Genomic DNA, 14,716 nt, shown 5'->3' on the forward strand with positions numbered 1-14,716 from the left:
ATGTCCCGACTCAATCCCCGGCAGCAAGAAGCCGTGAACTACGTCGGCGGCCCTCTATTGGTGCTCGCCGGCGCCGGCTCCGGCAAGACCAGCGTGATCACCCGCAAGATCGCGCACCTGATCCAGAACTGCGGCATCCGCGCCCAGTACATCGTCGCCATGACCTTTACCAACAAGGCGGCGCGGGAAATGAAAGAGCGGGTCGGCACCCTGCTCAAGGGCGGCGAAGGCCGCGGCCTGACGGTGTGTACCTTCCACAATCTGGGCCTGAACATCATCCGCAAGGAGCATGTGCGACTGGGCTACAAGCCCGGCTTCTCGATCTTTGACGAGACCGACGTCAAGGCCCTGATGACCGACATCATGCAGAAGGAATACGCAGGCGACGACGGCGTCGACGAAATCAAGAACATGATCGGCTCATGGAAAAACGACCTGATCCTGCCCGCCGAAGCCCTGGAAGCTGCACGCAACCCCAAGGAGCAGACCGCCGCCATCGTCTACACCCACTACCAGCGCACGCTCAAGGCGTTCAACGCAGTGGACTTCGACGACCTGATCCTGCTGCCGGTCAAGCTGTTCCAGGAACACAAGGACATCCTGGAGAAGTGGCAAAACAAGGTGCGCTACCTGCTGGTGGACGAATACCAGGACACCAACGCCAGCCAATACCTGCTGGTGAAGTTGCTGATTGGTACGCGCAACCAGTTCACCGTGGTGGGCGACGACGACCAGTCGATCTACGCCTGGCGCGGCGCCCGCCCGGAAAACCTGATGCTGCTCAAGGAGGACTACCCGTCGCTGAAAGTGGTGATGCTGGAGCAGAACTATCGCTCCACCAGCCGCATCCTGCGTTGCGCCAACGTGCTGATCTCCAACAACCCCCACGAGTTTGAAAAACAACTGTGGAGCGAGATGGGCCATGGCGATGAGATCCGCGTGATCCGCTGCCGCAACGAAGACGCCGAAGCCGAACGCGTGGCCGTGGAAATCCTCAGCCTGCACCTGCGCACTGACCGACCCTACAGCGACTTTGCGATCCTGTATCGCGGCAACTACCAGGCCAAGCTGATCGAGCTGAAACTGCAGCACCATCAGGTGCCGTATCGCCTGTCGGGCGGCAACAGCTTTTTCGGACGCCAGGAAGTAAAAGACCTGATGGCCTACTTCCGGCTGATCGTGAACCCGGACGACGACAACGCCTTCCTGCGCGTGATCAACGTACCGCGCCGGGAAATCGGCTCCACTACCCTGGAAAAGCTCGGCAACTACGCTACCGAACGCAAGATTTCCATGTATGCCGCCACCGACGAAATCGGCCTGGGCGAACATCTGGACACGCGCTTCACCGATCGCCTGTCACGCTTCAAGCGCTTCATGGACAAGGTGCGCGAACAGTGCGCCGGCGAAGACCCGATCAGCGCCCTGCGCAGCATGGTCATGGACATCGACTATGAAAACTGGCTGCGCACCAACAGCTCCAGCGACAAAGCCGCGGATTACCGCATGGGCAACGTCTGGTTCCTGATCGAGGCGCTGAAGAACACCCTGGAAAAAGACGAAGACGGCGAAATGACCGTCGAGGACGCCATCGGCAAGCTGGTGCTGCGTGACATGCTCGAACGCCAGCAGGAAGAGGAAGACGGTGCCGAAGGCGTGCAGATGATGACCTTGCATGCCTCCAAGGGCCTGGAGTTTCCTTACGTGTTCATCATGGGCATGGAAGAGGAAATCCTCCCGCACCGCTCCAGCATCGAAGCCGACACCATCGAGGAAGAACGGCGCCTGGCCTACGTGGGCATCACCCGCGCACGTCAGACCCTGGCCTTCACCTTTGCCGCCAAGCGCAAGCAATACGGCGAAATCATCGATTGTGCCCCCAGCCGGTTCCTTGACGAGCTACCGCCGGACGACCTGGCCTGGGAAGGCAATGACGACACCCCCACCGAGGTGAAGGCCGTGCGCGGCAACACCGCCCTGGCGGATATACGCGCGATGCTAAAGCGCTAGAATCGACTACTTTTTAATCTACTTTCGGCGCCTGTTGCGCCATCAGAGGAAGCTTTCCGTGGAAGCACTGCACAAGAAAATTCGCGAAGAAGGCATCGTGCTTTCCGATCAGGTTCTCAAGGTCGATGCCTTTTTGAACCACCAGATCGACCCGGCACTGATGAAACTGATCGGCGACGAATTCGCCGCGCTGTTCAAGGATTCGGGGATCACCAAGATCGTCACCATCGAAGCCTCAGGTATTGCACCGGCGATCATGACCGGGCTGAACCTGGGTGTACCGGTGATCTTCGCGCGTAAGCAGCAGTCGTTGACCCTGACGGAAAACCTGCTGTCGGCAACGGTGTATTCCTTCACCAAGAAAACCGAAAGCACCGTGGCGATCTCCCCACGCCACCTGACCAGCAGCGACCGCGTGCTGGTGATCGATGACTTTTTGGCCAACGGCAAAGCGTCCCAGGCGCTGATTTCGATCATCAAACAGGCCGGCGCTACCGTGGCCGGCTTGGGGATCGTGATCGAGAAGTCGTTCCAGGGTGGGCGTGCGGAGCTCGATGCGCAGGGTTATCGGGTTGAGTCGCTGGCGCGGGTGAAGTCCTTGGCGGGTGGTATCGTGACCTTCATCGACTAAATCAACGTGTGGGAGCTGGCTTGCCTGCGATAGCGGAGTGTCAAACGACAGAGATGTCGACTGTCAGGCCCTCATCGCAGGCAAGCCAGCTCCCACATTTGATTTGTGTTGCCTGTCAGCGGGCGGTCGCCTGTAGCCCAGCAAGCAATAACCGTTGATACAAATCCTCTTTAAACCCCTCCGGCTTATCCAGACGCATCCGTACCAGATGCTCGGGATACGCCTGCGGCTCCGGTGCATCCAGTGCCGCCTTGCCCAACTCCAGAATCTCCGTCAGCTTGAATTTGCTCTTGAGCCAGTTCAACGCTCGCAACAAGTCCCGCTCCTCATCCGTGAAATCACTGCCCAACGGGTATTCCGGGAACAACCGTCGATGCTTGGCCTGAATCGCCTGGAGGCGTTCCGGCGTGTTGTCCGCAAAGCGCGGATCCAGCTGGAAGTCCTTGGGCAGCTTGCCGGCCTTTTGTGCCTGCTCAATCAAGTCGCCCTGGAAACGCGAGTCTGTGATATTGAGCAGCGCTTCGATCACCTTGGCATCCGTCTGCCCGCGCAAGTCGGCAATGCCGTACTCGGTAATGACGATATCCCGCAGGTGCCGGGGAATGGTGCAGTGGCCGTACTCCCAGACAATATTGGAACTGACCTCGCCCGCCGACTCCCGCCAGCTGCGCAAAATCAGGATTGAACGCGCACCGTCCAGCGCATGCCCCTGGGCAACGAAATTGTATTGCCCGCCCACACCGCTGAGCACGCGACCGTCTTCCAATTGGTCGGCCACGCCGGCACCGAGCAATGTGACCATGATCGCGCTGTTGATAAATCGCGCATCCAGGCGCTGCAGCCGCTTGAGTTCTTCCTGGCCGTACAGCTCGTTGATATAGCTGATGCCGGTCATGTTGAATTCGAGGCGCTTGGCGTGGGTCATTTCCTGTAAGCGCTGGTAAAAACTGCGCGGCCCTAGAAAGAAGCCGCCATGGATCGACACGCCATCGGGTTGCGCCGCATCGTCCAGGGTGCCTGCGTTGGCCTGCATCTGGGTCGCCACATCCGGGTAGACCTTGCGCCGCACAATCCCGGCATCCGCCAGCACCAACAGGCCGTTGACGAACATCTCGCTGCAACCGTAAAGACCACGGGCGAAAGGTTCGACACCGCCCTCACGGCTGATCAACGGCGCCCACTGATACACATCCAGGTCCGTCAGCAGCAATCGATAGGCTTCGTTATCGGCCTGGCGCGCCAGCAAGGCGGCAGTCAGCGCATCGCCCATGGAGCCAATGCCAATCTGCAAGGTGCCGCCGTCACGTACCAGGGTGCTGGCGTGCAGGCCTATAAAATGATCCTGGAAGCCCACCGGCATGTTCGGCGTGGAAAACAATGTGCTGCTGTCTTTTTCATCGAGCAGGTAGTCGAACGCGTCCATGCCCAACTCGGCGTCGCCGGGCATGTACGGCAAATCGCTATGGACCTGGCCGACAACGAGGATGGTTTCCCCGGCTTCGCGGCGCTTGGCGATCATCGGCAGCAGGTCGAGGGTGATATCCGGGTTGCAGCTCAGGCTCAGGCGATCAGGATGCTCGGCGCTGCTGGCAACCAGTTGCGCCACCAGGTTCAGGCCGGCGGCGTTGATGTCGCGGGCGGCATGGCTGTAGTTGCTGCTGACGTAATCCTGCTGCGCCGAGGCGCTATGGAGCAGGCTGCCGGGCTGCATGAAAAACTGCTTGACCTGGATATTCTGCGGCAGGCTGTCCTTGTGCAGGTCTGCGAGGAAATCCAGCTCGGGGTAGTCACCGAACACCCGCTCGATGAACGGTTCGAGAAAGCGCTTCTGCAAGCCATCGCCCATCGTCGGGCGGCCCAGGCTCAACGCGGTGTAGATCGTCAGCGCCCGCTCCGGCAGTTTGGCAATACGCCGGTACAGCGCGTTGGCGAACAGATTGGGCTTGCCAAGACCCAGCGGCATGCCCATGTGGATATGCGCCGGCAACCGCGCCAGTACGTCGTCAACTGCTTGCTCGATTGAACACAACTGCACCATCGGACTGCTCCCGAACATTCCATGAATTGGAGTTGGACCGAGCTTGCCGGGTCTTTGCTGCAATGAACAGCGTCGAAACACAAATCGCGAGCACAAAAAAGCCGCTCGCAAGCGGCTTTTTGGCGAACTTAAGCTTATTTCAAACCTGACATCTTCTGGATAGCGCCCTTAAGCTCGTCATCCGAGCAATCATTGCACGTGCCTTTAGGGGGCATGGCGTTGATACCGGTGATGGCCTTGGCCAGGATGCCATCAAGGCCGCCCTGATGATCGGCGCGCTCTTTCCACGCGGCCGTATCGCCAATCTTCGGCGCGTTCAGCAGACCGGTACCATGGCACGCATTGCAGTGCTTGGCGATCACCTCATCCGGCGTTTTCGCACCACCGCCACCACCCGCTGCCACAGCGACCTCCATGCCCTTGCACTCCTGGCCCTGGACGCAAACCTGGCCCACAGGCTCCAGGCGCTTGGCAATGTCATCATTGGTCGCAGCTTGAGCGCTGACAGCCCATAGGGCCAGTACGGTTGCTGGTGCAGCCAGCATTTTCATAATTAGGTTCACGCGTTCACCCTCAATGGTGGCTATTCACGCCTGCGGCCACGGTTTCGCAGGCGGCGAAAGTATAACGGTTAGCCCGGGCTGCCGAAACAACCCTATTAAATAAAGGGAGATACGGCCACACGGATACAGCTATGGGAGCCTCTGCAACGCTGGCAGGGCGCCTCTTTTGTTAAAAGTTCGCGGGCGTGGCTGCGCTGATTAGTCGCGCCGGCACATCGAACGGGTTGCGAAAACGATGGGGCTTGGTGCTTTCAAAGTAGTAGCTATCGCCAGCTTCGAGCACAAAAGTTTCAAGACCGACCACCAATTCCAGGCGACCTTCCAACAGGATCCCGGTCTCCTCGCCCTCATGGGTGAGCATTTCTTCGCCCGTGTCGGCGCCTGGCGGGTAAATTTCGTTGAGAAAGGCAATAGCCCGGCTCGGGTGCGCCCGGCCCACCAGTTTCATGGTGACGGCACCGTCAGAGATGTCGATCAGCTCATTGGCTTTATAGACGATCTGCGTCGGTATTTCCTGGAGGATCTCCTCGGAAAAGAACTCGACCATGGACATGGGGATACCGCCCAGCACCTTGCGCAGGGAGCTGATCGAGGGGCTGACGCTGTTTTTCTCGATCATCGAAATGGTGCTGTTGGTGACGCCCGCGCGCTTGGCAAGCTCGCGCTGGGAAAGACCTTTGAGTTTACGGATGGATTGCAGTCGTTCGCCGACGTCCAATGCAGGAGCCTCCTAGGATTCAGGCTTTGTTGTAATTGAGCGTTATCATGGCGACAGCGTTCAGTATTTACAACACTTGGGCCTAAATCCCGGGCAGCTGCATTCGTACCCGGCCATCAAGCGCCGCAATAGAGCCTTGGCACCCGGCGCAGGTTGCAGAAAATCTGGTACGGAATGGTATCGGCAGCAGTGGCGACGTCACTGGCGAGGATGTTCTTGCCCCACAACTCCACGGTTGAGCCAAGGCCCGCTTGGGGTAAGTCGGTGAGGTCGACACACAGCATGTCCATGGACACGCGCCCCAGCAGTTGGCTGCGCTGGCCCGCCACCAGCACCGGCGTACCGGTTGGCGCGTGGCGGGGGTAACCGTCGGCATAGCCCATGGCAACCACTCCGATGCGCATCGGCTTGGGCGTGACAAACCTGGCGCCATAGCCCACGGGTTCGCCAGCCGGCAGTTCGCGTACACAAATGATTTTGGACTCCAGGGTCATCACCGGCTGCAACCGTGCGGCAAAGGCCTGGTCTTCGCCAAATGGCGTTGCGCCGTAGAGCATGATGCCAGGGCGTACCCAGTCGCTGGCCACGCCTGGCCAGCCTAATACAGATGGGGAGTTACGCAGGCTGACTTCGGCAGCCAAGCCTTGGCGAGCTGCTTCGAATACCGTGACTTGTTCGTTGCTGCTGACGCAATCGAGCTCATCGGCGCGGGCAAAATGGCTCATCAACACGATCTTCGCGACTTTGCCGCTGGCCAGCAGGCGCTGGTAAGCCTCTTGATAATCCTTGGGGTGCAAGCCGACACGGTGCATGCCCGAGTCCAGCTTGAGCCACACGGTCAGTGGTTTGCTCAGTTTGGCCTGTTCGATGGCCTCAAGCTGCCACAACGAATGCACCACACACCACAAATCCTGTTCGATGATCAGCGGCAACTCGTCCGCCTCAAAAAAGCCTTCCAGCAACAGCACCGGCGCGCGAATGCCGGCGGCACGCAGTTCCAGGGCTTCCTCGATGCATGCCACGGCAAACCCGTCGGCTTCGGTTTCCAGTGCCTGGGCCACGCGCACGGCACCATGGCCGTAGGCATCCGCCTTGATCACGGCGAGCGCCTTGGCCCCCGTGACTTCACGGGCCAATTGGTAGTTGTGGCGCAGGGCTTGAAGGTCGATCAGGGCACGGGCTGGACGCATGGCGGCAGGCTTCTAGGCAGCAAGGTGAAGAAAAACCGGTGCCGACCAACAACGTCGGCGCCGGGAGAGGGATCGTTGCTAAGGCAGCGCCGCCACGACGGACAGCTCTACCAGGATTTGCGGCTCGCACAATTTGGCTTCAACCGTGGCACGGGCCGGGGCGACGCCTTTGGGCAGCCACTTGTCCCACACCGCGTTCATGCCGGCGAAGTCGGCGTCGATATCCTTCAGGTAGATGGTCACCGACAGCAACCTGGACTTGTCGGTACCGGCCAGGTCCAGTAAACGCTCGATATTGACCAGGGTTTCACGGGTCTGCTGTTCAATCCCGGCACTCAGGTCGTCGCCGACTTGCCCGGCCAGATACACGGTACCGCTGTGAACCACGATCTGGCTCATGCGCTCATTGGTGAGCTGGCGCTGGATTGACATGTTGTGCGGACTCCTGGTGATTGCCATAACGGGAAATATCGAGGCCGGCGGCGCTGATCTGCGGCGTTTTCTTTGCCATCAGGTCGGCCAGCAAACGACCGGAACCACAGGCCATGGTCCAGCCGAGCGTGCCGTGACCGGTATTCAGGAACAGGTTCTTGAATGGGGTGGCACCGACAATCGGCGTGCCGTCGGGTGTGGTCGGACGCAGACCGGTCCAGAAACTGGCTTGGGCCAAATCGCCGCCCTGAGGATAAAGGTCGTTGACGATCATCTCCAGGGTTTCACGTCTTTGCTGCTTCAGCGACAGGTCAAAACCGGCTATTTCAGCCATGCCGCCGACACGAATACGGTTGTCGAAACGGGTGATCGCGACCTTGTAGGTCTCATCGAGAATGGTCGAGGTGGGCGCCATTGCCGGGTTGGTGATCGGCACGGTCAGCGAGTAGCCCTTGAGCGGGTAGACCGGCGCCTTGATCCCCAGTGGCTTGAGCAGCTTCGGCGAGTAACTGCCGAGGGCCAGTACATAGCGGTCGGCGGTTTCCAGCTTGCCGTCGATCCACACACCGTTAATGCGATCACCGGCGTAATCGAGGCGCTGGATGTCCTGCTCGAAACGGAACTCAACGCCCAACTGCCTGCACATCTCGGCCAGGCGCGTGGTGAACATCTGGCAGTCGCCCGTCTGGTCGTTCGGCAGCCGCAAAGCACCGGCGAGGATATCCGTGACGCTGGCCAGGGCCGGTTCAACGCGGGCAATACCGGCGCGATCAAGCAATTCGAACGGCACGCCGGACTCTTTCAACACCGCGATATCCTTGGCGGCACCGTCAAGTTGGGCCTGGGTGCGGAACAGCTGGGTCGTACCGAGGCTGCGGCCTTCGTAGGCAATGCCGGTCTCGGCACGCAATTCGTCGAGGCAGTCGCGGCTGTACTCGGACAGGCGCACCATGCGCTCCTTGTTCACCGCATAGCGGCTGGCCGTGCAGTTGCGCAGCATCTGCGCCATCCACAGGTATTGATCGATATCGGCGGTTGCCTTGATCGCCAGCGGCGCGTGGCGCTGCAGCAACCACTTGATCGCCTTGAGCGGCACACCCGGCGCGGCCCATGGCGAGGCGTAGCCAGGGGACACCTGGCCGGCGTTGGCGAAACTGGTTTCCATGGCAGCGGCAGGCTGACGGTCGACCACCACGACATCGAAGCCGGCCCGCGCCAAATAGTAGGCACTGGTCACCCCAATGACACCGCTACCCAAGACCAGAACGCGCATTTTTATATCCTCATCACGGGCTTAGCCGCTGACGTGTGTTATTCGAGCAATGATGGGCGCAGTGTAAAAAACAATCACCAGTGCATTTCACTATATAAATGCCTATATTTGGCGACAATTCTTGGCAAAAACCCTTTTCACAGAGGCGTATCCCCTATGCGTACCAACACCCAGACCAAGCGGGAGCTGGACAAGATCGACCGCAATATCCTGCGCATCCTGCAAACCGACGGGCGCATTTCGTTCACGGAGCTGGGGGAAAAGGTCGGGCTGTCCACCACTCCCTGTACCGAGCGGGTGCGGCGCCTGGAGCGCGAAGGGATCATCATGGGCTACAACGCGCGGCTCAACCCGCAGCATTTGAAAGGCAGCCTGCTGGTATTTGTCGAGATCAGCCTGGATTACAAGTCTGGCGACACCTTTGAAGAGTTTCGCCGCGCCGTGCTGAAACTGCCTCATGTGCTGGAGTGCCACTTGGTATCAGGGGACTTCGACTACCTGGTGAAAGCGCGCATTTCGGAGATGGCTTCGTACCGCAAGTTGCTCGGCGATATCCTGCTCAAGTTGCCCCATGTGCGCGAATCCAAGAGCTATATCGTGATGGAAGAGGTGAAGGAGAGCCTGAACCTGCCGATCCCCGATTGACTCAGTCAGACCAGCACTTGCCGGGTACTCGCCATGTACTCGTGGATCTGCTTCTCGACCCGCGGATGAATCAGCTCAACCGGTCGGCGCCCATTGGGGCATGGCAAGGTCTTGGTGGTGCCAAACAGGCGACAGATCAGTGGCCGCTCGTCATACACCGTGCACCCATGGGGCCCCAGGTGCACGCAGTTCAGCTCATCCATGGCGGCCTCCTGCTCGGCGGCCGTCTTGCGTGGCAGGCGCGACATTTCCTCAGGCGAAGTGGTCACCGGCCCACAGCAGTCATGGCAACCCGGAACACATTCAAATGAAGGAATCTGTCTGCGCAGCGCGCTGACTTTCTGACTGTTGCAACTCATCGAAACACATACCCAACGGCGAATAGGCGTGGATTCTGACGCAAAACGCAGCGCGCAGACAGCTTCATCGGACCGCTGTATCCTGCGTCAAATTTTCCAAACAGGGAGGCTCCCCATGACCGCCAGCGCCCGGCATACCGCGTCCTACTACGCCGCCAGCAGCGTGCCGCACCCCGAATACCCGGCGTTGACAGGCGAGCTGCGCGCCGATGTATGCGTGATTGGCGCAGGGTATTCCGGGCTCAACACGGCTTTGGAGCTGGCCGAGCGCGGCTTCAGCGTGGTGGTGCTGGAAGCACGCAGAATCGGCTGGGGCGCCAGCGGGCGTAATGGCGGCCAGTTGATTCGCGGCGTCGGCCACGGGCTGGATCAGTTCGCGTCCGTGATCGGCAGTGACGGCGTGCGCCAGATGAAGCTGATGGGGCTGGAAGCCGTGGAGATCGTGCGTGAACGCGTAGAACGCTTCCAGATTCCCTGCGACCTGACCTGGGGCTACTGCGACCTGGCCAACAAACCCCGTGATTTGCAGGGCCTGGCGCAAGATGCCGAAGAACTGCGCAGCCTGGGCTACCGCCACGAGGTTCGCCTGCTGCAAGCCAGCCAGATGAGCAGCGTGATCGGCTCCGAGCGCTATGTGGGCGGCATGATCGACATGGGCTCTGGTCACCTGCACCCACTGAACCTGGCGCTGGGCGAGGCGGCCGCCGCGCAGCAGTTGGGCGTGAAGTTGTTCGAGCAGTCTGAAGTGACGCGCATCGACTACGGCCCCGACGTCAAGGTGCACACCGCCCAGGGCCACGTACGTGCCAAGACCCTGGTGCTGTGCTGCAACGCCTACCTGAATGGGCTCAACCCGCAGTTGAGTGGCAAGGTACTACCGGCCGGCAGCTACATCATCGCCACCGAGCCCTTGAGTGAAGCGCAAGCGACCCGCCTGCTGCCGCAGAACATGGCCGTGTGTGACCAGCGCGTGACGGTAGACTACTTCCGCCTGTCCGCCGACCGCCGCCTGTTGTTCGGCGGCGCCTGCCACTATTCCGGACGCGACCCCAAGGATATCGGCGCCTATATGCGACCGAAAATGTTGCAGGTATTCCCGCAACTGGCCGACGTGAAGATCGACTACCAGTGGGGCGGCATGATCGGCATCGGCGCCAACCGCCTGCCGCAGATCGGCCGGTTGGCGGATCAACCCAATGTGTATTACGCCCAGGCTTACGCGGGTCATGGCCTGAATGCCACGCACCTTGCGGGCAGGTTGCTCGGCGAAGCCATCAGCGGCCAGCAACAGGGGCGTTTCGACCTGTTCGCTCAGGTGCCGCACATCACCTTCCCCGGTGGCAAACACTTGCGTTCACCGCTGCTGGCGCTAGGGATGCTCTGGCACCGCCTCAAAGAACTGGTCTGATCAACTGCGCCAGAACGGCTTCAAGCCTTCCTGGCGCGCCTGTTCAGCGGTCAAACCCACGTCCAGCAGCTGCTCGCGGGTCAGCGTAAGCAACGCCTTGCGCGTGTGACGACGGTGCCAGAACAGGCTCCAGCGGCTGCCGACAGGCGCAGTCGTTGCCCGCTCCTGCCCTGCTTCCAGTTCTTGGCTGTGTAGCGCCAGCCGCACATCGCTCATGCCGTTCATTTTGCTGCCCCTCGTTGGCTTGTTGCCTTGAGTGACTAGGATGGGGGCACGGGCAAAACCATTACAGATCCAGCCTGTTTTTATTAAATCCATACAGATACTGCCTATGGACGGCTGAATCCTGTATTTTCCCTCTATCTGTACTGGTCTATCAGGAGCGGCCGCCATGACCCTTTACGTCAACCTCGCTGAATTGCTCGGCACTCGCATCGAACAAGGCTTCTATCGCCCCGGCGATCGCTTGCCCTCGGTGCGAGCCTTGAGCGTGGAGCACGGGGTCAGCCTGAGCACCGTGCAGCAGGCCTATCGGTTGCTGGAAGACAACGGCCTGGCGATGCCCAAGCCCAAGTCCGGTTACTTTGTACCCGCCGGTCGCGAGCTGCCGGCCCTGCCCGAGATAGGCCGCCCGGCCCAACGACCGGTAGAGATCTCCCAGTGGGACCAGGTGCTTGAGCTGATTCGCGCGGTACCCCGCAAAGACGTCATACAGATGGGCCGTGGTATGCCAGATGTATTGTCACCCACCCTGAAACCTTTGCTGCGCAGCCTGGCGCGGGTGAGTCGGCGCCAGGATCTGCCGGGCCTGTATTACGACAACATCCTTGGCTGTATGGAATTGCGCGAGCAAATCGCTCGACTGTCGCTGGACTCCGGCTGCCAACTGACCGCTGAAGACATTGTGATCACCACCGGCTGCCATGAGGCGCTGTCGGCCAGCATCCGGGCGATCTGCGAGCCCGGCGATATTGTTGCGGTGGACTCGCCCAGCTTCCACGGCGCCATGCAGACCCTCAAGGGCCTGGGCATGAAAGCCCTGGAAATCCCCACCGACCCGATCACCGGCATTAGCCTGGAAGCGCTGGAACTGGCGCTGGAACAGTGGCCGATCAAAGTCATCCAGCTCACGCCCAACTGCAACAACCCGTTGGGCTACATCATGCCGGAGGCGCGCAAACGCGCACTGCTGACACTCGCGCAGCGCTATGACGTGGCAATCATCGAAGACGATGTGTATGGCGAACTGGCCTACAGCTACCCACGCCCTCGCACCATTAAATCCTTCGATGACGATGGCCGCGTGCTGCTCTGCAGCTCATTCTCGAAAACCCTGGCACCCGGGTTACGCATTGGCTGGGTCGCGCCAGGGCGCTACCTGGACCGGGTGTTGCACATGAAATACATCAGCACCGGCTCTACCGCCACCCAGCCGCAGATTGCGATTGCCGAATTTCTCAAAAACGGCCATTTCGAACCGCATTTGCGCCGGATGCGCACGCAATACCAGCGCAATCGCGACTTGATGCTCGACTGGGTGAGCCGCTACTTCCCGGCAGGCACGCGCGCCAGTCGGCCCCAAGGCAGCTTCCTGCTGTGGATCGAACTCCCGGAGGGCTTCGACACCTTGAAGCTCAATCGCGTGTTGGTGGAGCAAGGCGTACAAGTGGCCGTAGGCAGCATCTTTTCTGCCTCCGGCAAGTACCGTAACTGCCTGCGAATGAACTACGCCGCCAAGCCAACCCCGCAGATTGAAGAAGCGGTGCGCAAGGTCGGCGCCGCCGCGCTCAAAATGCTGGCAGAGACGCTGCACTGACCTTTCGCCGGAAAAGGCCGTCATATATCGATAACCGCCCCGACCTGGAAGCAGCTCCCTTGATAATTCGACGGCTATTACCGTTTTTGCTGTTGGGCACCTTGGCCCTGGGCGGCTGCGCCACGGTCGACTCACCGCGTATTCCCAGCGATGCCCTGCCGGCGAACGGCTCCTCGTTCGGGCGCTCGATCCAGGCCCAGGCGGCGCCGCACCAGGGGCGCTCGGGTTTTCGCTTGCTGCCCAACAGCAGTGAAGCCTTCATGGCTCGCGCCGAGCTGATCCGCAACGCCCAATCCAGCCTCGATTTGCAGTACTACATCGTTCACGACGGCATCAGCACGCGTATGCTCGTGGACGAACTGCTCAAGGCCGCCGACCGCGGCGTGCGTGTGCGCATCCTGCTGGACGACACCACCAGCGACGGCCTCGACCAGGTCATCGCCACCCTCGCCGCCCACCCCAAAATCGAAATTCGCCTGTTCAACCCCCTGCATTTGGGCCGCAGCACCGGCGTTACACGCGCCATGGGCCGTGTATTCAACCTGTCGCTGCAACATCGGCGCATGCACAACAAACTGTGGCTGGCGGATAACAGCGTGGCCATTGTGGGCGGGCGCAATCTGGGGGACGAATATTTCGACGCCGAGCCCAACCTGAACTTCACCGATATCGACATGCTCAGCGTCGGACCGGTGGCAGAGCAACTGGGTCACAGTTTCGATCAGTACTGGAACAGCGCACTGAGCAAACCTATTGATGAGTTTGTCTCGAAGATGCCCTCCAAAATCGATCTGGCCGTCGCCCGCGGGCGCCTGGAAGCTTCATTGGCGCAATCGCGTCAGCAGAACCACGCGCTGTATAACCGCCTGCGTACCTATCAGACCCAACCCCGTATGGACATCTGGCGCCGTGAGCTGATCTGGGCCTGGAACCAGGCGCTGTGGGACGCACCGAGCAAGGTGCTGGCCAAGGCTGATCCGGACCCGCAGTTGCTGCTCACCACCCAATTGGCCCCGGAGCTGGAAGGGGTCAGCCGTGAACTGATCATGATTTCGGCGTACTTCGTTCCGGGGTCGCCCGGGCTGGTGTACCTGACGGGTCGGGCCGATGCAGGGGTGTCGGTGAGCTTGCTGACCAACTCCCTTGAAGCCACTGACGTACCGGCCGTGCACGGCGGTTACGCGCCCTATCGCAAGGCATTGCTGGAGCATGGGGTCAAACTTTATGAGCTGCGCCGACAACCAGGCGACCCCAGTGCCAGCAGTGGCCCGCACCTGTTTCGTCGCGGCAGCCTCTACGGCTCCGATTCGAGCCTGCACAGCAAGGCAATGATCTTTGATCGCGAGAAGTCATTTATCGGCTCGTTCAATTTCGACCCGCGTTCGGTGCTGTGGAACACCGAAGTCGGCGTACTGGTGGACAGCCCAGAACTGGCGGAGCATGTGCGTAACCTGGCGCTGGAAGGTATGGCGCCGACGCTGAGCTACGAGGCGAAATTGCAGGATGGCAATGTGGTGTGGGTCACCGAGGACAACGGGCAATTGCACACCCTGACCCGCGAGCCCGGCAGTTGGTGGCGCCGTTTCAATGCCTGGTTCGCCACGTCAGTTGGCCTGGAACGCATGCTTTAAGA

At 60.4% G+C, this 14,716-nt stretch carries 14 protein-coding genes; 6 read left to right on the forward strand and 8 right to left on the reverse strand.

Annotated features, from left to right (window positions below; translation table 11 throughout):
• Both rep and IH404_RS00010 read left to right on the forward strand, forming a co-directional pair.
• The gene (gene rep / locus IH404_RS00005; RefSeq protein WP_005792464.1) at positions 1–2,010 is read left to right on the forward strand and encodes a DNA helicase Rep; all 2,010 of its coding nucleotides are present in this window, start codon (positions 1–3) and stop codon (positions 2,008–2,010) included.
• Between the two features lie 58 nt (positions 2,011–2,068).
• Positions 2,069–2,641, forward strand: a complete 573-nt coding sequence (locus IH404_RS00010) for a xanthine phosphoribosyltransferase (protein ID WP_005792465.1) — start codon at positions 2,069–2,071, stop codon at positions 2,639–2,641.
• Between the two features lie 115 nt (positions 2,642–2,756).
• Here IH404_RS00010 and IH404_RS00015 read toward each other — a convergent pair whose 3' ends face one another.
• The 6 genes from IH404_RS00015 to dadA form a co-directional block, all read right to left on the reverse strand.
• Positions 2,757–4,679 carry an acetyl-CoA hydrolase/transferase C-terminal domain-containing protein gene (locus IH404_RS00015; RefSeq protein ID WP_005792466.1) on the reverse strand — a complete coding sequence of 641 codons (1,923 nt, stop codon included), beginning with the start codon at positions 4,677–4,679 and terminating at the stop codon, positions 2,757–2,759.
• Between the two features lie 134 nt (positions 4,680–4,813).
• Positions 4,814–5,230, reverse strand: a complete 417-nt coding sequence (locus IH404_RS00020) for a c-type cytochrome (protein WP_005792467.1) — start codon at positions 5,228–5,230, stop codon at positions 4,814–4,816.
• A 181-nt stretch (positions 5,231–5,411) separates the two neighbouring features.
• Positions 5,412–5,960, reverse strand: a complete 549-nt coding sequence (locus tag IH404_RS00025; protein WP_005792468.1) for a cupin domain-containing protein — start codon at positions 5,958–5,960, stop codon at positions 5,412–5,414.
• A 116-nt stretch (positions 5,961–6,076) separates the two neighbouring features.
• The gene (alr, locus tag IH404_RS00030; RefSeq protein WP_005792469.1) at positions 6,077–7,150 is read right to left on the reverse strand and encodes an alanine racemase; all 1,074 of its coding nucleotides are present in this window, start codon (positions 7,148–7,150) and stop codon (positions 6,077–6,079) included.
• Between the two features lie 78 nt (positions 7,151–7,228).
• Complete coding sequence (locus IH404_RS00035; RefSeq protein ID WP_005792470.1) at positions 7,229–7,582, reverse strand: RidA family protein; 354 nt, start codon at positions 7,580–7,582, stop codon at positions 7,229–7,231.
• Positions 7,554–8,855 (reverse strand): D-amino acid dehydrogenase, encoded by a 1,302-nt coding sequence (gene dadA, locus IH404_RS00040; protein ID WP_194439578.1) that lies wholly within the window; start codon positions 8,853–8,855, stop codon positions 7,554–7,556. Before dadA ends, IH404_RS00035 begins: the two co-directional genes overlap by 29 nt.
• Before the next feature lie 156 nt (positions 8,856–9,011).
• Between dadA and IH404_RS00045 the strand changes: the two genes are divergently transcribed.
• Positions 9,012–9,500 carry an Lrp/AsnC ligand binding domain-containing protein gene (locus tag IH404_RS00045; RefSeq protein ID WP_003176896.1) on the forward strand — a complete coding sequence of 163 codons (489 nt, stop codon included), beginning with the start codon at positions 9,012–9,014 and terminating at the stop codon, positions 9,498–9,500.
• A 5-nt stretch (positions 9,501–9,505) separates the two neighbouring features.
• On the opposite strand, the gene IH404_RS00050 is transcribed toward IH404_RS00045, so the two are convergent.
• The gene (locus IH404_RS00050; RefSeq protein ID WP_005792472.1) at positions 9,506–9,859 is read right to left on the reverse strand and encodes a YkgJ family cysteine cluster protein; all 354 of its coding nucleotides are present in this window, start codon (positions 9,857–9,859) and stop codon (positions 9,506–9,508) included.
• A 115-nt stretch (positions 9,860–9,974) separates the two neighbouring features.
• Here IH404_RS00050 and IH404_RS00055 point away from each other — a divergent pair, with 115 nt between their 5' ends.
• The gene (locus IH404_RS00055) at positions 9,975–11,267 is read left to right on the forward strand and encodes an FAD-binding oxidoreductase (protein ID WP_005792473.1); all 1,293 of its coding nucleotides are present in this window, start codon (positions 9,975–9,977) and stop codon (positions 11,265–11,267) included.
• Here the strand turns inward: IH404_RS00055 and IH404_RS00060 are convergent, their stop codons facing one another.
• The gene (locus IH404_RS00060; protein WP_005792474.1) at positions 11,268–11,492 is read right to left on the reverse strand and encodes a DUF1127 domain-containing protein; all 225 of its coding nucleotides are present in this window, start codon (positions 11,490–11,492) and stop codon (positions 11,268–11,270) included.
• Between the two features lie 166 nt (positions 11,493–11,658).
• Here IH404_RS00060 and IH404_RS00065 point away from each other — a divergent pair, with 166 nt between their 5' ends.
• Together IH404_RS00065 and IH404_RS00070 are read left to right on the forward strand one after the other, a co-directional pair.
• Positions 11,659–13,083, forward strand: a complete 1,425-nt coding sequence (locus IH404_RS00065; protein ID WP_005792475.1) for a PLP-dependent aminotransferase family protein — start codon at positions 11,659–11,661, stop codon at positions 13,081–13,083.
• 62 nt (positions 13,084–13,145) lie between these two features.
• Positions 13,146–14,714, forward strand: coding sequence for a phospholipase D family protein (locus IH404_RS00070; protein WP_087945296.1), 1,569 nt, complete (start codon positions 13,146–13,148; stop codon positions 14,712–14,714).
• The last annotated feature ends 2 nt before the right edge of the window (positions 14,715–14,716 follow it).

Source organism: Pseudomonas sp. OST1909 (genome assembly GCF_015277575.1).
Taxonomy (GTDB): domain Bacteria; phylum Pseudomonadota; class Gammaproteobacteria; order Pseudomonadales; family Pseudomonadaceae; genus Aquipseudomonas; species Aquipseudomonas synxantha_A.